Source organism: Clavibacter sp. A6099 (assembly GCF_021919125.1).
Lineage (GTDB): Bacteria > Actinomycetota > Actinomycetes > Actinomycetales > Microbacteriaceae > Clavibacter > Clavibacter seminis.
The window spans coordinates 1427169-1447245 of the sequence record NZ_CP083439.1 but is presented as its reverse complement, the minus strand read 5'-3'; the positions used below and the strand labels follow the sequence as shown (position 1 = coordinate 1447245).

The following is a 20077-nucleotide window of genomic DNA, read 5'->3' as shown; positions in this document are numbered from 1 at the left end:
ACCATGAGGCCGCCGTCGCCCTCCGCCCGTCCCCGCGCGCCGCGCCTCCCCCGAGGATCCGCGCCGCCGCCCGCCTGGAAGGATCCCCATGACCACGTCCCCGCTCTTCGAGCCCATCACCGTCCGCGGCGTGACCGCGCGCAACCGCATCTGGGTCGCGCCGATGTGCCAGTACAGCATCGACGCCCGCGACGGCGTGCCGGGTGCCTGGCACCTCGCGCACCTCGGGTCGTTCGCCCGCGGGGGCGCCGGGCTCGTGATGGCGGAGGCCACCGGCGTCAGCCCCGAGGCGCGCATCACGCCGGAGGACACCGGCATCTGGGACGACGCGCAGCGCGACGCCTGGAAGCCGATCGTCGACTTCATCCACGAGATGGGCGCCGTCGCCGCCATCCAGCTGGCGCACGCCGGCCGGAAGGCCTCCACGTACTCGTTCTCGGGCCGCGGCACCATGCCCGCCGAGGAGGGCGGCTGGGAGACCGTCGCCCCGTCCGCCGAGCCGTTCCCCGGCTACGGGACGCCCGTCGCGCTCGACGCGGCCGGTCTGCGCAAGGTCGTCGACGACTTCGCCGCGGCCGCCCGCCGCTCGGTCGACGCCGGGTTCGACGTGCTCGAGATCCACGCCGCGCACGGCTACCTCATGCACCAGTTCCTGTCGCCGCTGAGCAACCACCGCGACGACGAGTTCGGCGGCAGCCTGGAGAACCGGGCGCGCCTGCTGCTCCAGGTGATCGACGCGGTGCGCGCCGAGGTCCCCGACGTGCCGCTGCTGGTGCGCTTCTCCGCGACCGACTGGGCGGGCGACGCCGGCTGGGACGAGGCGCAGACCGCGACCGTCGCCGGCTGGGCCGCCGAGCACGGCGCCGACTTCTTCGACATCTCCACGGGCGGCAACACGACCGGGGTCACGATCCCCGTCGCGCCCGGCTACCAGGTGCCCTTCGCGGAGTACGTGAAGGAGCACGCGAAGGTCGCGCTCAACGCCGTGGGCCTCATCACCGAGCCGGCGCAGGCCGAGGCCGTCGTCGCCGAGGGCCGCGCGGACGCCGTGATGCTCGGCCGCGAGATGCTGCGCGACCCGCACTTCGCGCTGCGGGCCGCGCACGAGCTGGGCGTCGAGATCGACTACTGGCCCAAGCAGTACGACCGCGCGCGCTGGGCGGCCTGATCCTCCGCTCCGCATGACGACGGCCCGGCACCCCGTGGGGGTGCCGGGCCGTCGTCATGCGCGTGCGGGTCAGACCCGTCGGGTCGCGTCCTGCACCTCGCCGACGAGCTCCTCGATGATGTCCTCGAGGAACAGGACGCCCGTCGTCTCGCCTGACTCCGTGAAGGCGCGCGCGAGGTGGGCGCCCGAGCGGCGCATCATGGCCAGCGCGTCCTCGAGCTCGGTGCCCTCGAAGACCGACACCAGCTGCCGGATCCGCTTGGCCGGCACGGGCCGCACGAACTCGTCGGCCTCGTCGAGGTCGATCACGTCCTTGAGGTGCAGGTAGCCGGTCGGCTCCCCCGCCTCGTCGACGATCACGTACCGCGAGAAGCCGTGCCGGGCGACGGCGCGCTCGACCTCGGAGGGGCTCGCGGTCTCCGGCAGGCTGACGAGCGCGTCGAGCGGGATCGCGATGTCGTGCACCTTCTTGCCGGTGAACTCGAACGCCGCGGTGAGCGCGCCGGTGCGGTCCTCCAGGAGCCCCTCGCGCGTCGACTGGTCGACGATGCCCTGCACCTCGTCGAGCGTGAACGCGCTCGCGGCCTCGTCCTTCGGCTCCACCTTGGCCAGGCGGAGCACGGCGTTGGAGATCGCGTTGAGGGCCACGATGAGCGGCTTCACGACGCGGGCGATGCCGACGAGCGGCGGCGCGAGCAGCAGGGCGGCCCGGTCCGGCACGGAGAACGAGATGTTCTTCGGCACCATCTCCCCGAGCACCACGTGCAGGAAGGAGACGATGAGCAGCGCGATGACGAACGCGATCGTGGAGATCGCCTCCTCCGGCAGCCCGGTCGCGCCCAGCGGGATCTCCAGCAGGTGGTGGATCGCCGGCTCGGACACGTTGAGGATCAGCAGCGAGCACACGGTGATGCCGAGCTGCGTGGTCGCGAGCATGAGCGTCGCGTGCTCCATCGCGAAGAGCGTGATGCGGGCAGCCCGGCTCCCCTCCTCCGCGCGCGGCTCGATCTGCGACCGCTTCGCGGAGATGACCGCGAACTCGGCGCCGACGAAGAAGGCGTTGACGGCGAGCAGCACGACGAGCGCGATGATCCCCCCGGCGTACTCACCCACGGGACGGCTCCTTCCTCATGGCGGCGCGTTCCGCGTCCGCCTGTCGTCCGGCCTCGCGGTCGGCCTGCTTCTCCGCCTGGCGGTCCGCCTGGCGCTCGGCCCGCGTGGTGCCCACCGCGGTGGCGACGGGCTCGGGGACGGGCGTGAAGCGGATCCGGTCGATGCGCCGGCCGTCGAGTCGCTCGACCCGCAGCGTGCCGGTCTCGAGCTCGAGCTCGTCCCCCACGACGGGCAGGCGGCCGAGCTCGCTCATGACGAAGCCGGCCGCGGTCTCGTAGGGGCCGTCGTCGGGGATGCGCAGGCCCGTGCGCTCGAGCAGCTCGTCGGGCCGGAGCATGCCCGGGAAGGTCAGCGAGTCGCGCGAGCGGACGACGCCGGCGCGCGTGCGGTCGTGCTCGTCGGCGAGCTCGCCGACCAGCTCCTCGACCAGGTCCTCGAGGGTCGCGACCCCTGCGGTGCCGCCGTACTCGTCCACCACGACGGCCATCTGGAACCCGCGGCCGCGCAGCTCGCCGAGGAGGTCGTCGAGCTTCATCGTCTCCGGCACGCGGATCGCCTCGGACTGCAGGGCGGTGACGGGCACGAGCGCGCGCTTCTCGCGCGGCACGGCGACGGCCTGCTTGACGTGCACGAGGCCGATGACGTCGTCGACGCCGTCGTCCGTGACCGGGAAGCGGGAGTAGCCGGTGGTCATCGCCAGCTCGATGACGGTCTGCGCGCTGTCGGTGCGCTCGACGGACTTGACGCGGAGGCGCGGCGTCATGACGTCGGACGCCGTGAGGTCGGCGAACCGCAGCGTGCGGCTGAGGAGCATCGCCGTGTCGTCCTCGAGGAGGCCGGCGAGCGCGGAGCGGCGGACGAGCGAGGACAGCTCCTCGGCGCTCCTGGCGCCGGACAGCTCCTCCTTGGGCTCGATGCCGACGAGCCGCAGGATCCCGTTCGCGCTGTTGTTGAGCAGCAGCACGGCGGGCTTGAACACGGTGGTGAACAGCGTCTGGAACGGGATCACGAGCTTGGCCGTCTCGCGCGGCAGGGCCAGCGCGAAGTTCTTCGGCACGAGCTCGCCGATGATCATCGACAGCAGCGTCGCGACGACGAGCGCCACGACGGTCGACACCGGCGACACGAGGCCGTCGGCGAGCCCCGCGGAGGTGAGCGGGCCGGCGAGCAGCAGGCTGAGCGCCGGCTCCATCGTGTACCCGGTGAGCAGCGTCGTCAGGGTGATGCCGAGCTGGGCGCTGGAGAGGTGGGTCGAGGTGATGCGGAGGGCCCGGATGGGCGGGCCGAGCCGCTTCTCGCCGCGCTCCTGGCGCTTCTCGAGGTCGGAGCGGTCGAGGTTGACGAGCGCGAACTCGCTGGCGACGAAGAGGCCGGTGCCGAGGGTCAGGAGGAGACCCACGGCGAGGAGGAGCCATTCATGCAAGGGGATGGCTCCCGGGCGCCGGGCGCGCGGCCGGCTTCAGTGGGAGGGGCGCGCGCAGCGGGGGTCTATGAGCAGGAGGAGGGTCGTCCATCGTCCGTCGAGCATACCGGGGCTCACCAGCCCACCGGCAGGGGCTTGCCCTCCTCGTAGCCCGCCGCGGACTGGATCCCGACGGCGGCCCGCTCGGCGAACTCGAGCCGCGTGCGCGCCCCGGCGTAGGTGAACGCGCTGCGGACGCCGGACGTGATCGTGTCGAGCAGGTCCTCGAGGCCGGGTCGGAGCGGGTCGATGCGGATGCGGCTGGTCGAGATCCCCTCCGCGAACAGCGTGCGCCGCGCCAGCTCGAACGCCTCGCGCCGGCCGAACCGCTCCTGCACGGCGCGCGTCGACGCCATGCCCCAGCTCTCCTTGGCGAGCCCGCCGTCCTCGTCGACGAGCAGGCGGCCGGGCGATTCGACGGTGCCCGCGAACCAGGATCCGATCATCACGCTCGCGGCGCCCGCGGCGAGGGCGAGCGCGACGTCCCGCGGGTACCGCACTCCCCCGTCCGCCCAGACGAGGGCGCCGGCGGCGCGTGCGGCCTCGGCCGTGTCGAGCACGGCGGAGAACTGGGGCCGCCCGACGGCGGTCATCATGCGGGTCGTGCACATCGCGCCCGGACCCACGCCGACCTTGACGATGTCGGCGCCCGCCTCGACGAGATCGCGCGCGCCCTCGGCCGTGACGACGTTGCCCGCGACGATCGGCACGCGCGGGTCGAGGGCGCGCACGTCGCGGATCGCGCGGAGCATCGCCTCCTGGTGCCCGTGCGCCGTGTCGAGCACGAGCACGTCGACGCCGGCGGCCAGCAGCGCGCGGGCTCGGCCGACGGGATCGCCGTTGACGCCGACCGCGGCGCCCACCGCGAGGCGTCCGTCCCCGTCGAGCGCGGGCCCGTAGACCGTGGACCGCAGGGCGCTGCGGCGGCTGAGCGTGCCGACCAGGCGGCCGTGGGCGAGCACGGGTGCGAAGTCGATCCCGGCGGCGTGCATCAGGTCGAACGCCGCGCGTCCCGTGGGCACGTCGTCGGCGTCGAGGGAGGCGAGCGCGCCGTGCGGCAGGTCCCCGAGCCGCGTGCCGTCGGGGACCCCGGCGAGCTGCGTCCCCTCGAGGCAGCCGATCATCTCCCCGTCCGCGTCGCGCAGCACGATGCCGTGCCCGGCGATGGGCGGCAGCAGCTCGCGCGCCTGGCCCGCTGTCGCGTCCGGCGGCAGCTCGAGGGGCGAGTCGTAGGCGACCGGCTGGTCCTTGACCCGGTGGATCGCGGCGTCCAGCTCCTGGGGGCGGAGGTCCTGCGGCAGGATCCCGATGCCCCCGCGCCGCGCGAGAACGGCGGCCAGGCGCGGTCCGGTGACCGATCCCATGTTGCTCGCGACGACCGGGATGGTGCACGGCGTCCCGTCGCCCGGGGCGAGGTCGACGTCCATCCGGCTGGCGACATCGGACCGGCCCGGGCTCAGGAACACGTCCGAGTAGGTCATGTCGTGGGCGGGAGCCTCTCCGGTGAACCTCATCCCCCGACGGTAGCCCCGCCGTCCGGGCCCGCACCAGGCCGTCGACCGTGCGCGGCTTCCGACGCGCCGCTCCCGGCGGCCCGACCGAGGGAAGGTTTAGGCTGGGTGATCGTGGACGCGCGGCACGCGAACGGGCCGCGCGAGGCAGACGACCAACAGCAAGAGAGCGGGCGATCAACTGTGTCGAGCCAGGTGACTGGTACGGGGACCGATGACGGTTCCACGGGCGACTTCGGAGCCAACGAATGGCTCGTCGACGAGATGTACGAGAGGTTCGTGGTCGACAAGGACTCCGTCGACCGGAGCTGGTGGCCGATCCTGGAGAACTACCACACCACCGTGATCGAGGGCCGCGAGGCGACGCCGGCCACCGGCGACCAGACCGCCGAGGCGCAGGTCCCGGACGCGGAGAGCACATCCGCCCCCGCGTCGACCAACACGGGCAGCCCGGCGCAGACGCCGGCCCCCGCGTCCGCCGGCCAGCCCGACGCGCAGGCGCAGCAACCCGCGACCGGGTCCCAGCCCGCCGCGCGCACCACGAGCATCGCCCCCAAGCAGCAGCCGATCCCGGCGCAGGCGCCCGCGAAGGCCCCCGCCAAGAAGGGCCAGGAGCCCACCCCGCCCGGCGAGGACGAGGTCAGCCCGCTCCGCGGCATGGCGAAGAGCCTGGCGACGAACATGGACGCGTCGCTCACCATCCCGACCGCGACGAGCGTCCGCACCATCCCGGCGAAGCTGATGATCGACAACCGCATCGTCATCAACAACCACCTCAAGCGCGCCCGTGGCGGCAAGGTCTCCTTTACCCACCTCATCGGCTGGGCCCTCATCCAGGCGCTCAAGGAGTTCCCGAGCCAGAACGTGCACTACGACGAGGTCGACGGGAAGCCCAGCGTCGTCTCCCCCGCGCACATCAACCTCGGCATCGCGATCGACATGCCGAAGCCCGACGGGACGCGCGCGCTCCTCGTCCCGAGCATCAAGGGCGCTGAGGCCATGACGTTCGGCGAGTTCCTCTCCGCCTACGAGGACCTGGTGAAGAAGGCCCGGAGCAACAAGCTCGCCGCGGGCGACTTCGCCGGCACCACCATCTCGCTCACCAACCCGGGCGGCATCGGCACCGTGCACTCCGTGCCTCGCCTGATGAAGGGCCAGGGCGCCATCATCGGCGCGGGCGCCCTCGAGTACCCGGCCGAGTTCCAGGGCTCCTCGCCCAAGACGCTCGTCGAGCTGGGCATCGGCAAGACCATCACCCTCACGAGCACCTACGACCACCGCGTTATCCAGGGCGCGGGCTCCGGCGAGTTCCTCAAGATCGTGCACGAGCGCCTCATCGGCCAGCACGGCTTCTACGAGGACATCTTCGCGGCGCTCCGCATCCCGTACGACCCGATCCAGTGGGCCACCGACATCAACGTCGACCTCTCCGAGCGGGTCTCCAAGACCAGCCGCGTGCAGGAGCTCATCAACGCCTACCGCGTGCGCGGGCACCTCATGGCGGACATCGACCCGCTCGAGTACCAGCAGCGCACGCACCCGGACCTCGAGATCACGAACCACGGGCTCACCTTCTGGGACCTCGACCGCGAGTTCGTCACCGACGGCTTCGGCGGCCGCCGCCAGGCCCTCCTGCGCGACGTCCTCGGCATCCTGCGCGATTCGTACTGCCGCACCATCGGCATCGAGTACATGCACATCCAGGAGCCCGAGGAGCGCAGCTGGATCCAGGGCAAGGTCGAGCAGCCCTACGCGAAGCCCACGCACGACGAGCAGATGCGCATCCTCTCCAAGCTCAACGAGTCGGAGGCGTTCGAGACGTTCCTCCAGACGAAGTACGTCGGGCAGAAGCGCTTCAGCCTCGAGGGCGGCGAGTCCACGATCTCGCTCCTCGACACCCTCCTCCAGGGTGCCGCCGACCACGGGCTCGACGAGGTCGCGATCGGCATGGCACACCGCGGCCGCCTCAACGTCCTCACGAACATCGCGGGCAAGAGCTACGGCCAGATCTTCCGCGAGTTCGAGGGCACCCAGGACCCGCGCACCGTCCAGGGTTCCGGCGACGTGAAGTACCACCTCGGCACCGAGGGCACGTTCCGCGGCGTCCACGGCGAGGAGATGCCGGTGTACCTCGCGGCGAACCCGTCGCACCTCGAGGCCGTCAACGGCGTGCTCGAGGGCATCGTCCGCGCGAAGCAGGACCGGAAGCCCATCGGGTCGTTCTCGGTGCTGCCGATCCTCGTGCACGGCGACGCCTCGATGGCCGGCCAGGGCGTGGTCTTCGAGACCCTCCAGCTCTCCCAGCTCCGCGCGTACCGCACGGGCGGCACGGTGCACATCGTCATCAACAACCAGGTCGGCTTCACCACGCCGCCGTCGGAGTCCCGCTCGTCGGTGTACTCGACGGACGTGGCCAAGAGCATCCAGGCGCCGATCTTCCACGTGAACGGCGACGACCCCGAGGCCGTGGCCCGCGTCGCCCACCTCGCCTTCGAGTTCCGGCAGGAGTTCAAGAAGGATGTCGTCATCGACCTCGTGTGCTACCGCCGTCGCGGTCACAACGAGGGCGACGACCCGTCGATGACGCAGCCGCTCATGTACAACCTCATCGAGGCCAAGCGCTCGGTGCGGAAGCTGTACACGGAGGCGCTCGTCGGTCGCGGCGACATCACGCAGGAGGAGTACGACGCGGCGCAGAAGGACTTCCAGGACCGCCTGGAGCGCGCCTTCGCGGAGACGCACGCGGCTCAGACCTCGTCCATCCCCATCCAGACCCAGGACGCCGGCGCCGTCGCGGACCTGGAGCGCCCCGACTCCCAGCAGGACGACGGCCACGGCGAGCCGGAGACCACGGGCGTGTCCGAGTCCGTGATCCAGACGATCGGCGACGCCCACGACAACCCGCCGCAGGGCTTCTCCGTCCACCCGAAGCTGCAGGCGCTGATGCGCAAGCGCCTCGAGATGAGCCGCAGCGGATCCATCGACTGGGCCTTCGGCGAGCTCCTCGCCATCGGATCGCTGCTGCTGGAGAACACGCCCGTCCGCCTCGCCGGCCAGGACTCGCGCCGCGGCACGTTCGTCCAGCGCCACGCGGTGCTGCACGACCGCGACAACGGCCAGGAGTGGCTGCCGCTCGCGAACCTGAGCGACCGCCAGGCGCGGTTCTGGATCTACGACACGCTGCTCAGCGAGTACGCGGCGATGGGCTTCGAGTACGGCTACTCGGTCGAGCGGCCTGACGCCCTGGTGCTGTGGGAGGCGCAGTTCGGCGACTTCGCGAACGGCGCGCAGACCATCATCGACGAGTTCATCTCCTCCGCCGAGCAGAAGTGGGGCCAGCGCTCGAGCGTCGTGCTGCTGCTGCCGCACGGCTACGAGGGCCAGGGACCCGACCACTCGTCGGCCCGGATCGAGCGGTTCCTGCAGCTGTGCGCGGAGCAGAACATGACGGTTGCGCGTCCCTCGACGCCCGCGTCGTACTTCCACCTCCTGCGTCGTCAGGCGTACTCCCGGCCCCGTCGCCCGCTCGTGGTCTTCACGCCGAAGGCCATGCTGCGGCTGCGCGGCGCGACGAGCGACGTCGACGCCTTCACCTCGGGCCGCTTCGAGCCCGTGATCGACGATGTCCGCATCCAGGACCGCGGCGCCGTCCGCCGCGTGCTCCTCCACTCGGGCAAGGTGCACTACGACCTGCTCGGCGAGCTGGAGAAGCGACAGGACACGTCCATCGCGCTGGTGCGGCTCGAGCAGTTCTACCCGTTCCCCGAGGAGCAGGTGCGCCGCGTCGTCGAGTCCTATCCCGACGCCGAGGTCGTCTGGGTGCAGGACGAGCCCGAGAACCAGGGAGCCTGGCCGTTCGTGCACGTCGAGCTGGGGCGCGTCCTGCCCGACCGCCAGGTGCGCGTCGTCTCGCGCCCGGCCGCGGCGTCCCCCGCCGCGGGCTCGAGCAAGCGGCACGCGACCGAGCAGACGGACCTGATCGCGCGGGCCACCGCGGAGTGATCCGCCCGGGCTCGCGCCCGGCACGACGAGAGGCCCGGTCCCCCAGGGGATCGGGCCTCTCGTCACGCTCGCTGCGGCTGATGCCGGACGCGCCGGCCTCCGGTCAGCCGAGCTTGGAGTAGCGGATGCCGGACGCGTGGTACCCGCGTCGGGCGTAGAAGCGCGTGACGTTGTCGCGTGCGGCGGCCGAGGTGGCGAGGAACCGGGACGCGCCGTGCCCGCGCGCCCACGCCTCGTAGTGGCGGATGAGGTCGGAGCCGATGCCGCCGGCCTGGCGTCCCTCGCGCACGACCAGGATGATCAGCTGCGCGATGGGCTCGTCGTCGGCGAGGCCCCACATGAGGTGGCCGCCCGCGAGGCCGGCGATCTCGCCGGCCTCGTCGCGCACCACCCACGTCTCGTGGCCCGCCGCGGCCGTCATGCGGGAGAGCCGCGCGGCGACGCGGTCCTCGTCCACCTCGTAGTCGAGCAGCCGGAGCAGCTCGACGATGACGGTGAGATCGGACGGGGACGGCGTCCCGAGGGACTGGATCGCATTGGTCACGTCCCGAGATTACCGGGAGAGCGTGGCCGCCCTGGTCAGTGGGTGGCCTGGATGGCGCGGAGCTTGTCCATGACCTGCGTGCGCAGGTCCTCGGGGGCCGCCTCCTTGCACGCGCGGCGCACGGTGTCCCGTAGGACCACGCCGACGCGGTGCTCGCGCGCGCAGTCCGGGCAGTTCGCCATGTGCTCGCGGATGTCGGCGGCATCCGCCTTGTCGAGCTCGTGGTGCAGGTACTCCTCGAGATCCTTCTTGGCCTTGTCGCAGCCGCAGTCGCTCATTTGGTCGCTCCAGTGAGGTGCGCGGTGGAGATGCCCCGCTCGCGCGCGTAGTCGGAAAGCAGGCTCCGCAGCATCCGGCGGCCGCGGTGCAGGCGGCTCATGACGGTGCCCACGGGGGTCTTCATGATGTCGGCGATCTCCTGGTAGGAGAAGCCCTCGACGTCCGCGAAGTAGACGGCCATGCGGAAGTCCTCCGGGATGGACTGCAGCGCGTCCTTGACGGTGCTGTCCGGGAGGTGGTCGATGGCCTCGGCCTCGGCGGAGCGCGTGGTGGTCGCCGTGGCGCTCGTCGCGCCGCCCAGCTGCCAGTCCTCGAGCTCGTCGATGGTGCCGTTGTAGGGGTCCCGCTGCTTCTTGCGGTAGTTGTTGATGAAGGTGTTCGTGAGGATCCGGTACAGCCAGGCCTTGAGGTTCGTGCCCTGCTTGAACTGGTGGAAGGCCGTGTAGGCCTTCACGAACGTCTCCTGCACCAGGTCCTGCGCGTCGGCGGGATTGCGCGTCATGCGCAGGCCCGCGGCGTACAGCTGGTCGATGAACGGGAGCGCCTGCTCCTCGAAGAGCTCGCGGTTGTCGCCGGGCTGGGCCTTGCGCGGCTCCTCGACCTCCGCACGCTCGGCCTCCTGCTGGTCGGCGGCCTCCTCGGTGGAGTGCACGACGGCCTCCACGAGCTCCGCGGGCGCGGCCGATGCGGTGGGCGCGTCGCCCCCGGTGGTGTCGTCCGGCGCGTCGTGACTGGTGTTCCCTGAAGTGGCCATCAGGGCAGATTCTACGGCTCGCACGAGCTCGGCGGACGGGGCCGCCGGTGCTGTCCTCGTGATCACGGGTGATCCTTCCCGGCCCGGGATCCGGGCCTGCCGGACGCCTGCCCGGTACTCTGGTGAACCCATGGAGATCTTCAGGTATTCCGGTCCCACCTTCAGCCCGTACGACGACGACCGGACCCACGCGCCCGTGCCGACGGACGACGGGCCGTGGGCGGCGCCCGTGGCGGACGGCCCGCTGGACGCGACCGTGCCGCTGCCGGGATCCAAGAGCCTGACCAACCGCGAGCTGGTCCTCTCCGCCCTCGCGGACTCCCCGTCGACGCTGCGCGCTCCGCTCCGGTCCCGCGACACGCGGCTGATGATCGAGGCGCTGCGATCCCTCGGCACGGTCATCGAGGAGGTCGACGGCGGGGGCGCGTTCGGGCCCGACCTGCGGATCACCCCGGCCGAGCTCGCGGGCGGCGTCACGATCGAGTGCGGCCTCGCCGGCACCGTGATGCGCTTCCTTCCGCCCGTCGCCGCGCTGGCGCTCGGCCCGGTCTCGTTCGACGGCGACCCGAGCGCCCGACGACGCCCCATGTCCGGCACCATCGATGCGCTCCGGGCGCTCGGGGTCGACGTCAACGACGACGGCCGCCGCGCGCTGCCGTTCAGCCTCTACGGGACGGGCGAGGTGCCGGGCGGCGAGATCGCCATCGACGCGTCCGCCTCGAGCCAGTTCGTCTCCGGCCTCCTGCTCGCCGCGCCCCGGTTCGCGCAGGGGCTCAGGCTCCGGCACACCGGCGCGACGCTGCCGAGCATGCCGCACATCGAGATGACGATCCGCACGCTCGCCGAGCGCGGGGTCGTGGTCGAGAGCCCGGAACCCGGCCTCTGGATCGTGCCCTCCTCCCCCATCGCCGGCCGCGAGGTCCGCATCGAGCCCGACCTCTCCAACGCCGCGCCCTTCCTCGCCGCCGCGCTCGTCGCGGGCGGCCGCGTCGCGATCCCCGGCTGGCCCGAGGAGACGACGCAGGTTGGCGCGGACCTCGCGCACCTGCTGCCGCGCTTCGGCGCGACCGTCACGCGCGGGGGCGACGCGCTCGTCGTCGACGGCGGCCCCGGGCTCGCCGCGGGCGGCCGCATCCCCGGCGTGGACCTCGACCTCAGCACGGGCGGCGAGCTCGCGCCCGCTCTGGTCGCGCTCGCGGCCCTCGCCGACGGGCCCAGCCGCATCACGGGCATCGGGCACCTGCGCGGGCACGAGACCGACCGTCTCGCGGCGCTGGCTGCCGAGATCACCGGGCTCGGCGGATCCGTGACCGAGCTCGAGGACGGGCTCGCGATCTCCCCTGCCCCGCTGCACGGCGGTCCGTGGCGTGCCTACGAGGACCACCGCATGGCGACCGCCGGCGCGATCATCGGCCTGGCCGTGCCGGGCGTGGAGATCGACGACATCGGCACGACCGCGAAGACCCTGCCCGAGTTCCCGGAGCTCTGGCTCGGCCCGCTCCTCGGCCGTGCACCGCGCGCGGCCGTCGACCCGCTCGCCCTCGGCGGCATCACCGGGCCGGGTGCCGCGGGCGGCCTCGGCGGGCTCCTGTGAGCTGGCTCGCGGATCCGGAGCAGGATGACGGCGTCTGGGACGCCTACGACGAGTCATCGGTGCGCGTGCGTCCGAACCCGAAGGGCAACAAGCCGCGCAGCAAGCAGCGGCCCGGCCACACGGACTCCGTCGAGGGCCGGGTGCTCACGGTCGACCGCGGCCGCTTCGGCGTGCTCGTGGGCGAGGACACCCCTGACGAGCACACGCTGATCGCGACGCGCGCCCGGGAGCTCGGCAAGAAGGCCGTGGTCACGAACGACCGCGTCGACATCGTCGGCGACACCTCGGGCGACGAGGGCAGCCTCTCCCGCATCGTGCGCATCGCCCCGCGCCGCACCCTGCTGCGCCGGAGCGCCGACGACTCCGACGCCGTCGAGCGCGTGATCGTCGCGAACGCCGACCAGATGCTCATCGTGGTCGCGGCCGCCGAGCCCGAACCGCGCGCGCGCCTCGTCGACCGCTACCTGGTGGCCGCGTTCGACGCGGGGATCCAGCCGATCCTCTGCATCACCAAGTCGGACGTCGCCGACCCCGCGCCCTTCGCCGCCCACTTCCGCGTGCTCGACGTGCCGATCGTGCTGAGCCGCTCGGACGACGTGCCGCTCGACGAGCTGCGCGCGCTGCTGGTCGACAGCACGACCGTCGCCGTCGGCCACTCGGGCGTCGGCAAGTCGACGCTCGTCAACGCCCTGGTGCCGGATGCGAAGCGCGCGACGGGCGTCGTCAACCAGGTCACCGGGCGCGGACGCCACACATCGAGCTCCACCGTCTCCATGCGCGTCGAGACGGGCGACGGCGGCCACGGCTGGATCATCGACACCCCGGGCGTCCGCTCGTTCGGGCTCGGGCACGTGGATCCGGCGAACATCCTCCGCTCCTTCGCCAGCTACGCGCACCTGCCCGAGGGCGAGCCGCCCGGCGGCATCCCGCTCACGGAGGCGCACGACTGGGAGATCGTCGACCGGGTCGAGGCGGGCGAGCTCGGGGACGCCGGGCGCGAGCGCCTCCACTCGCTCCAGCACCTCGTCGCCAACCGCTCCGACGCGTCGAAGGGCGACCAGGCCGATCGCTAGGCTCGACCCCGTGGCCTCCGAACCCCTGCACTCCCTGTCATCCGACCTGCGGCTCGCACGGGAGCTGGCCGACATGGCCGACGCGATCTCGCTCGACCGCTTCCGCTCGGCGGACCTCGCCATCGAGACGAAGGCCGACTCCAGCTGGGTCACCGACGCCGACACGTCGGTCGAGCGGGCGATCCGCGCCGGCATCGCCGACAGCCGCCCGCACGACAGCGTGCTCGGCGAGGAGTACGGCACGTCCGGCTCGTCGTCCCGTCAGTGGATCGTCGACCCGATCGACGGCACCTCCAACTTCGCGCGCGGCGTGCCCGTCTGGGGCACCCTCATCGCGCTCGCCGTGGACGGCGTGCCCGTGGTCGGCGTCGTGAGCGCGCCCGCCCTCGGCCGCCGCTGGTGGGGCGCGACGGGTCTCGGCGCGTACGTCGACGACACGCTCGGGCAGGCCACGACGTCCGAGGAGCGGCGGATCCGCGTGTCCGACGTCGACCGGCTCGAGGACGCCTCGATGAGCGTCGCCGGCGTGCAGCGCTGGCGCGACGCCGACCGGCTCGACGAGCTGCTCGACCTCTCCGCCCGCGTGAAGCGCTCCCGGGACTTCGGCGACATGTGGGCCTACATGCTCCTCGCCGAGGGCCTCGTCGACATCGCGGGCGAGCACGACCTCAAGCCCTACGACATGGCCGCGCTCATCCCCGTGATCGAGGAGGCGGGCGGCCGGTTCACGTCGATCGACGGCGAGGCGGGGCCGTGGCACGGATCCGCGCTCGCCACGAACGGCCGCCTGCACGACGCCGTCCTGGCGGTCGTCGCGCGCTGAGCCCGACGCCGCGTCCGCCGCACCGTCCGATCAGGCGGTCGCGGCGCGCTGCCGGCGACGGCGGCGCTGGCCGAGGTCGACCAGGCCGAGCGCGAGCGCCACGGCGACCAGCGCGATCGTGACGAGGAAGCCGTTGCGGAAGCCGTCGTGGTACACCGCCAGGCTCGCGTCCCCGCCACCCGCGGCCTCCGCGTACAGCGTGCTGAAGAAGGTGGCCGATGCGGCCGCGACCCCCACGGCCGTGCCGACGCGCTGGCCGACCTGCGCCATGGATCCGGCGACGCCGCCCTCGGTCACAGGGATCTCGGCGAGGGTCAGCGTCTGGTTCGGCGAGATCACGAAGCCCGCCCCGACGCCCGCGACGAGCATCGCCGCGGCCATCGCCCACGGCGTGGCCTCCTGCGGCGTGAGCACCGCGGCGAGGAGCAGCAGCGTGATGCCGACCGCGACGATCGCGAGGCCGATGACCACCAGCTGCCGGCCGAGCCGCGAGACGAGTCGCCCGCCGATCCACGCGGTGACGGCCGACGACAGCGCGAACGGGATGCTGACCATGCCCGCGAAGACGGGCGGGAGGCCGAGCCCCTGCTGGAGGTACAGCGTCGTGAGCAGGAACACCGCGGGGATCGCGGCGAAGTACGCGGTCGCGATGAGGATCCCGTTGCGGTACGAGGAGAGCCGGAAGAGCGCGAAGTGGACGACCGGCGACTTGCCCGACCGCTCGTAGCGCCGCTCCCACGCGACGAAGAGCGCTGCCGCGACGACGGCTGCCGCGAGCCAGATCCACCGGAGCGGGTCGTCGTCGGGGCCGCCCGTGGTGAGGACGAACGGCAGCATCAGCGAGAACGTCGCGATCGCCAGGAGGACGACGCCGACGGGATCGAGGCCCGTCTTCTGCTGGGGCCGGGCCTGCCGCCGCGGCAGCAGCTTGAGCGCGAACGCGATGGCGAGGATGCCCAGCGGGATGTTCATCCAGAACAGCAGGCGCCAGCCGTCCTCGGGGCCGCCGAGCTGGATCAGCAGGCCGCCGAGCGTGGGCCCGAACGCGGTGGAGATGCCGACGACGGCGCCGAACAGGCCGAAGGCGCGCGCCCGCTCCTCTCCCTGGAAGAGCTGCTGGATGAGGCCGAGCACCTGCGGCATCTGGATGCCGGCGGCGACGCCCTGCAGGATCCGCGCGACCACGAGCGTCTTCACGTCCGGGGCGATGGCGCACAGCAGGCTCGCGACGGTGAAGGAGCTGAGGCCGACCACGAACATGAGCCGGCGGCTCCTGATGTCGCCGAGTCGGCCGGCGGGCACGAGCGCCAGGCCGAACGCGAGGGCGTAGCCGGCGACGATGAGCTGCAGGTCGGTGGATCCGGCGCCGAGGGACTCCTCGATCGACGGCAGTCCGACGTTGACCTTCGAGAGGTCGAGGATGGTGAGCGCCGCGACGCCGACGCAGACCCAGAAGGCCTGCCAGCGCGTGCGCTCCTGGTCGTCGGTCGAGGGCGAGCTCGGGGTCGGGGGCGGGGTCGTGCCCGCGGTGGTGCGTCCGGTCATGAGGTATCGAATCCCATACACGGGCTATGTATTCCCGCTCCCGCGAGCGGTGGCGACCTGCCCCGACCAGCCTGCTCCTCATCTGAGGGAATCGTCCCGGTGTCCCTATGCTGAACAGCGAGCCAACAGCGACCGCCGCGTCGGGAGGCCGGGGACCCCGCTCATATGGTGGGGACTCCGTGCCGGCCAGGCGCGACCGCCCGCGAGCACACCGACGTGCTCCCTCCGAGAGGACACCATGAAGAACCGCGCCCGCCGTCTCACCGTCTCGCTCGCCGCCGTCGTCGCGGCCGGGCTCGCCCTCAGCGGATGCGGGTCGTCCCCCGACAGCGGCACCGCGGACCCCGCCGTCTCCCCCGCCTCCGGCGACACGCTCATCGTCTACACGAACTCCAACGGCGACGGTCGCGGCGACTGGGTCACCGCCGAGGCGGCGAAGGCGGGCTTCGACATCCAGATCGTGGGCCTCGGCGGCGCCGACCTCGCGAACCGCATCGTGGCGGAGAAGAACAACCCCGTCGGGGACGTGGTGTTCGGCCTCAACAACATGTACTTCGAGAACCTCAAGGCGGAGGACGCGATCACCGCGTACACGCCCGCGTGGTCGGGCGAGGTCGACCAGGCCGCCGGCGACCCCGCCGACGGCGCGTACTGGCCGCTCGTGGAGCAGGCGATCGTCACCGTGCACGACGCGAAGCAGACCTCGGGCGGCGACGTGCCGAAGGACGTCACGGACCTCCACTCGTCGAAGTACGAGGGCCAGTACGAGGTCAACACGCGCCTCGGAGAGGCGACCCCGCAGCTCATCCTCGCGGGCCTCCTCGCGCCCTATGAGGACCCGGACGGCGACCTCGGCATCAGCGACGAGGGCTGGCAGGTCGTGAAGGACTACTTCGCGAACGGATCCCCCGCGGTCGAGGGCACAGACCTCTACGCCCGCCTCTCCCGCGGCGAGGTCGCGTTCGGCACGCTCCCCTCGAGCGGCATCGCGGCGCGCGACGCGCAGTACGGCACCACCACGGAGATCGTTCCCGCGAAGGCCGGCGTCCCGTTCGTCACCGAGCAGATCGCCGAGATCGCCGGCACGAAGAAGGAGGAGCGCGCCCGCGCGTTCATCGACTGGTTCGGCAGCGCCGACGTGCAGGGCGCGTTCGCGGAGGAGTTCTCGAGCTACCCCGTCAACACGACCGCGCGCGAGAAGGCGCTGCCTGCCGTGAAGGAGCTCATCGAGTCGCTCGACAAGCAGGACGTCGACTACGGCTTCGTGCGCCAGCACATCGCCGACTGGGTCGAGAAGACCGAGCTGGAGTACCTGCCCTGATGATCCGCTTCGACGACGTCGAGGTGCGCTTCGGCGACCAGGTGGCGATCCCGGGGCTCGACCTCGAGATCCACGAGGGCGAGTTCTTCACGCTCCTCGGGCCGTCCGGCTGCGGCAAGACGACGGCCCTGCGGACCCTCGCCGGCTTCGTCGACCCGAGCCGCGGCGACATCGTCATCGACGGCCAGGTCGCCACGCGGCTGCCGAGCGAGAAGCGCCGCGTGGGCATGGTGTTCCAGAACTACGCGCTCTTCCCCAGCATGTCGGTGCGGCAGAACATCGCGTTCGGCCTCACGGTGCGGAAGGCGGGCAAGTCCGAGACCGACCGGCTCGTGCGCGCCATGGCCGACCAGGTCGAGCTGAGCGAGGCGCAGCTCGACAAGAACGTGGCCGAGCTCTCCGGCGGCCAGCAGCAGCGCGTCGCCATCGCGCGGGCGCTCGTGCTCGAGCCGCGGATCCTCCTGCTCGACGAGCCGCTGTCCAACCTCGACGCGAAGCTCCGCGTGCAGCTGCGCGACCAGCTGAAGGGCCTGCAGTCCCGCCTGGGCATCACGACCGTGTACGTCACGCACGACCAGGAGGAGGCGCTCACCATGAGCGACCGCATCGCCGTCTTCGACGCGGGGCGGATCGAGCAGGTCGGCACCCCGGAGGACATCTACGACCGGTCGGCCACCGAGTTCGTGGCCACGTTCGTCGGCGCCATCAACGCGCTCGGCCCCGCCACGGTGTCCCGCCTCCGCGACGCCGGCGCGACGGACCTCGACGCCTCGAGCCGCGCCTACGTGCGGCTCGAGCGCGTGTCCGTGGACCCGCGCGGGGCAGCCCCCACGGACACCCGCCGCGTGCGCATCGACGGCGTGGTCGCCGAGCGCTCGTACCACGGGTCCTACAGCACCTATCGGGTCGACCTCGGGGACGACGCCGTGCAGGCGCTCGTCGCCGAGACGGGCGCCCCGCCGCTCGCGCCCGGCACCGAGGTCGTCGTGGGCATCGACGCGGCCGCGATCCTGCAGTACCGGTCGTAGCCGTGCGCACCCCCGTCCGCGCCCTGCTGCGCTCGCCCCTCGGCGTCGTGGTGCTCATCGCCGCGCTGTGGTTCATCGTCACGTTCCTGGTGTTCCCGAACGCGAACCTGCTCGTCACCACCTTCTTCCCCGACGGCGCCTTCAGCGGCCGGGCGCTGGAGAAGCTCGTGAGCTCCGACCGGGCGATGCGCAGCGTCGGCAACAGCCTGCTGCTCGCGGTGACCCTCGCGATCACCGTCAACGTGGTCGGCATCTTCATCGTGCTGGTGACCGAGTACTTCGTGGTGCGCGGATCGCGCGTGCTCTGGCTCGGCTACGCCACGACGCTCATCTACGGCGGCATCGTGCTCGCGGCCGGCTACAACTTCATCTACGGCCGCTACGGGTTCGTCACGGCCATCGCGCAGCGCGTGCTCCCGGATCTCGACCCCGACTGGTTCTCGGGCTACTTCGCGGTCGTCATCGTGATGACGTTCGCCACCACGACGAACCACATGCTCTTCCTCCGCTCGTCGCTCGCGGCGATCGACCACCAGACCATCGAGGCGGCGCGCAGCATGGGCGCGGGCACGGGCCGCATCCTGTTCCGAATCGTGCTGCCGGCGCTGCGGCCCATGATCTTCGCGGTCACCGTCCTCACGTTCCTCACCGGCCTCGGGGCGCTCACCGCTCCCCTCGTGCTCGGCGGCACGGGCTTCCAGACGGTGGCGCCCATGATCGTGACGTTCTCCAAGAGCACGAGCTCCCGCGACCTCGCGGCGCTGCTCGCGATCGTGCTGGGTGTGGCGACGATCGTGCTGCTGGCCATCATGAACCGCGTCGAGAAGTCGGGCGTGTACTTCTCGGTGGCCAAGGTCGCGACGCCGCTGCAGAAGCAGCGCATCAGGAACCCGATCGTGAACGGCGTCGTGCACGTCGTCGCGTACGCCCTGTTCGTGGTCTACGCGCTCCCCGTGATCCTCATCGTGCTGTTCTCGTTCCTCGACTCGAAGAGCGTGCAGACGGGCACGATCACGCTGGACTCGTTCACGCTGCGGAACTACGCGACCGTCCTCGGCTCGCCCGACGTGCTCCGGCCCTTCGTCGTGAGCCTCGTCTACAGCGCGCTGGCCGCCGTGATCGTCGTGGCGGGGCTCCTGTTCGTCGCGCGCATGATCCAACGCAACCGCAACTGGGTCACCGCGACGCTCGAGTACCTGCTGCACATCCCGTGGATCCTGCCGACCATCCTCATCGCGCTCGCGCTGCTGCAGACGTTCGACCGGCCGCAGCCGCTCATCGGCGGGCAGGTGCTGACGGGCACGACGTGGCTGCTGCTCGTGGCCTACGTCGTCGTCAAGGTGCCGTTCACATTGCGCCTACTCAAGGCGGCGTTCGCGAGCGTGCCGCAGTCGCTGGAGGACGCGGCGCGGATCCTCGGCGCGAAGTCGCTCACGACCTTCCGCCGCGTGCTGGTGCCGCTCGTGATCCCCACGGTCGCCGCCATCACGGCGCTCAACTTCAACAGCCTGCTCGACGACTACGACGCGGCGGTGTTCCTGTACCAGCCGCTGTACGAGCCGCTCGGCATCGCGATCAAGGCGAGCACCGAGGGCGAGGCCAACCTCGACTCCATGAGCATCACGTTCGTCTACACGGTGCTGCTCATGATCATCATGGGGCTCACGATGTACCTCGTGTACGGGCGAACGGGCGGGCGGACGCGGCGACGCGGCCGCACCGGGACGCCCGCGGTCGAGACCACGGCGCCGGCGCTCGCGACGAGCGATCCGGGCGCGCCCGCCCCGACGGCGCCGCGCACGCCGGTCGGCTGATCCGCACGGCTAACGCGACGAAGGCCCCGTCCGGGTGGACGGGGCC

At 72.0% G+C, this 20077-nt stretch carries 15 protein-coding genes; 8 read left to right on the top strand and 7 right to left on the bottom strand.

The window, feature by feature from the left end; all coding sequences use genetic code 11:
• The first annotated feature begins 88 nt into the window (after window positions 1-88).
• Window positions 89-1168, top strand: a complete 1080-nt coding sequence (locus KYT88_RS06880; protein ID WP_119374005.1) for an NADH:flavin oxidoreductase/NADH oxidase — start codon at window positions 89-91, stop codon at window positions 1166-1168.
• Window positions 1169-1237: 69 nt separating this feature from the next.
• On the opposite strand, the gene KYT88_RS06875 is transcribed toward KYT88_RS06880, so the two are convergent.
• The 3 genes from KYT88_RS06875 to guaB1 all read right to left on the bottom strand — a co-directional run bounded on the left by KYT88_RS06875 (window position 1238) and on the right by guaB1 (window position 5257).
• A complete protein-coding gene (locus KYT88_RS06875) occupies window positions 1238-2281 on the bottom strand; it encodes a hemolysin family protein (protein WP_043587362.1) in 1044 nt (347 codons plus the stop codon).
• On the bottom strand, window positions 2274-3704 hold the full coding sequence (locus tag KYT88_RS06870) for a hemolysin family protein (RefSeq protein ID WP_043587363.1): 1431 nt from the start codon (window positions 3702-3704) through the stop codon (window positions 2274-2276). Before KYT88_RS06870 ends, KYT88_RS06875 begins: the two co-directional genes overlap by 8 nt.
• 113 nt (window positions 3705-3817) lie before the next feature.
• Complete coding sequence (gene guaB1 / locus KYT88_RS06865; protein WP_043587365.1) at window positions 3818-5257, bottom strand: GMP reductase; 1440 nt, start codon at window positions 5255-5257, stop codon at window positions 3818-3820.
• Window positions 5258-5437: 180 nt separating this feature from the next.
• On the opposite strand from guaB1, the gene KYT88_RS06860 reads away from it, so the two are divergent.
• On the top strand, window positions 5438-9256 hold the full coding sequence (locus tag KYT88_RS06860; protein ID WP_043587368.1) for a multifunctional oxoglutarate decarboxylase/oxoglutarate dehydrogenase thiamine pyrophosphate-binding subunit/dihydrolipoyllysine-residue succinyltransferase subunit: 3819 nt from the start codon (window positions 5438-5440) through the stop codon (window positions 9254-9256).
• A gap of 103 nt (window positions 9257-9359) precedes the next feature.
• Here KYT88_RS06860 and KYT88_RS06855 read toward each other — a convergent pair whose 3' ends face one another.
• The 3 genes from KYT88_RS06855 to KYT88_RS06845 are packed head-to-tail and all read right to left on the bottom strand — an operon-like array spanning window position 9360 to window position 10833.
• A complete protein-coding gene (locus KYT88_RS06855; RefSeq protein WP_043587369.1) occupies window positions 9360-9800 on the bottom strand; it encodes a GNAT family N-acetyltransferase in 441 nt (146 codons plus the stop codon).
• A gap of 35 nt (window positions 9801-9835) precedes the next feature.
• A complete protein-coding gene (locus KYT88_RS06850; RefSeq protein WP_012038006.1) occupies window positions 9836-10078 on the bottom strand; it encodes a zf-HC2 domain-containing protein in 243 nt (80 codons plus the stop codon).
• Window positions 10075-10833, bottom strand: coding sequence for a sigma-70 family RNA polymerase sigma factor (locus KYT88_RS06845; RefSeq protein WP_370644837.1), 759 nt, complete (start codon window positions 10831-10833; stop codon window positions 10075-10077). The genes KYT88_RS06850 and KYT88_RS06845 overlap by 4 nt, the downstream gene beginning before the upstream one ends.
• A 130-nt stretch (window positions 10834-10963) precedes the next feature.
• Here KYT88_RS06845 and aroA point away from each other — a divergent pair, with 130 nt between their 5' ends.
• The 3 genes from aroA to KYT88_RS06830 are packed head-to-tail and all read left to right on the top strand — an operon-like array spanning window position 10964 to window position 14323.
• On the top strand, window positions 10964-12427 hold the full coding sequence (gene aroA / locus KYT88_RS06840) for a 3-phosphoshikimate 1-carboxyvinyltransferase (RefSeq protein WP_043587370.1): 1464 nt from the start codon (window positions 10964-10966) through the stop codon (window positions 12425-12427).
• Entirely contained in the window at window positions 12424-13500 is a 1077-nt protein-coding gene (gene rsgA, locus KYT88_RS06835) for a ribosome small subunit-dependent GTPase A (protein WP_043587373.1), read from the top strand. Before aroA ends, rsgA begins: the two co-directional genes overlap by 4 nt.
• A gap of 10 nt (window positions 13501-13510) precedes the next feature.
• Window positions 13511-14323, top strand: coding sequence for an inositol monophosphatase family protein (locus tag KYT88_RS06830; RefSeq protein WP_043587375.1), 813 nt, complete (start codon window positions 13511-13513; stop codon window positions 14321-14323).
• 30 nt (window positions 14324-14353) lie between these two features.
• On the opposite strand, the gene KYT88_RS06825 is transcribed toward KYT88_RS06830, so the two are convergent.
• Window positions 14354-15868 (bottom strand): MFS transporter, encoded by a 1515-nt coding sequence (locus KYT88_RS06825; RefSeq protein WP_043587377.1) that lies wholly within the window; start codon window positions 15866-15868, stop codon window positions 14354-14356.
• 238 nt (window positions 15869-16106) lie between these two features.
• Here KYT88_RS06825 and KYT88_RS06820 point away from each other — a divergent pair, with 238 nt between their 5' ends.
• From KYT88_RS06820 to KYT88_RS06810, 3 genes are read left to right on the top strand one after another with little or no spacing between them, the layout of a single operon-like run.
• Window positions 16107-17189, top strand: coding sequence for an extracellular solute-binding protein (locus KYT88_RS06820; protein ID WP_043587378.1), 1083 nt, complete (start codon window positions 16107-16109; stop codon window positions 17187-17189).
• On the top strand, window positions 17189-18217 hold the full coding sequence (locus tag KYT88_RS06815) for an ABC transporter ATP-binding protein (RefSeq protein WP_043587380.1): 1029 nt from the start codon (window positions 17189-17191) through the stop codon (window positions 18215-18217). Before KYT88_RS06820 ends, KYT88_RS06815 begins: the two co-directional genes overlap by 1 nt.
• Before the next feature lie 2 nt (window positions 18218-18219).
• Window positions 18220-20031: an ABC transporter permease gene (locus KYT88_RS06810; protein ID WP_043587383.1), complete on the top strand. Its 1812-nt coding sequence runs from the start codon at window positions 18220-18222 to the stop codon at window positions 20029-20031.
• Window positions 20032-20077 lie beyond the last annotated feature (46 nt).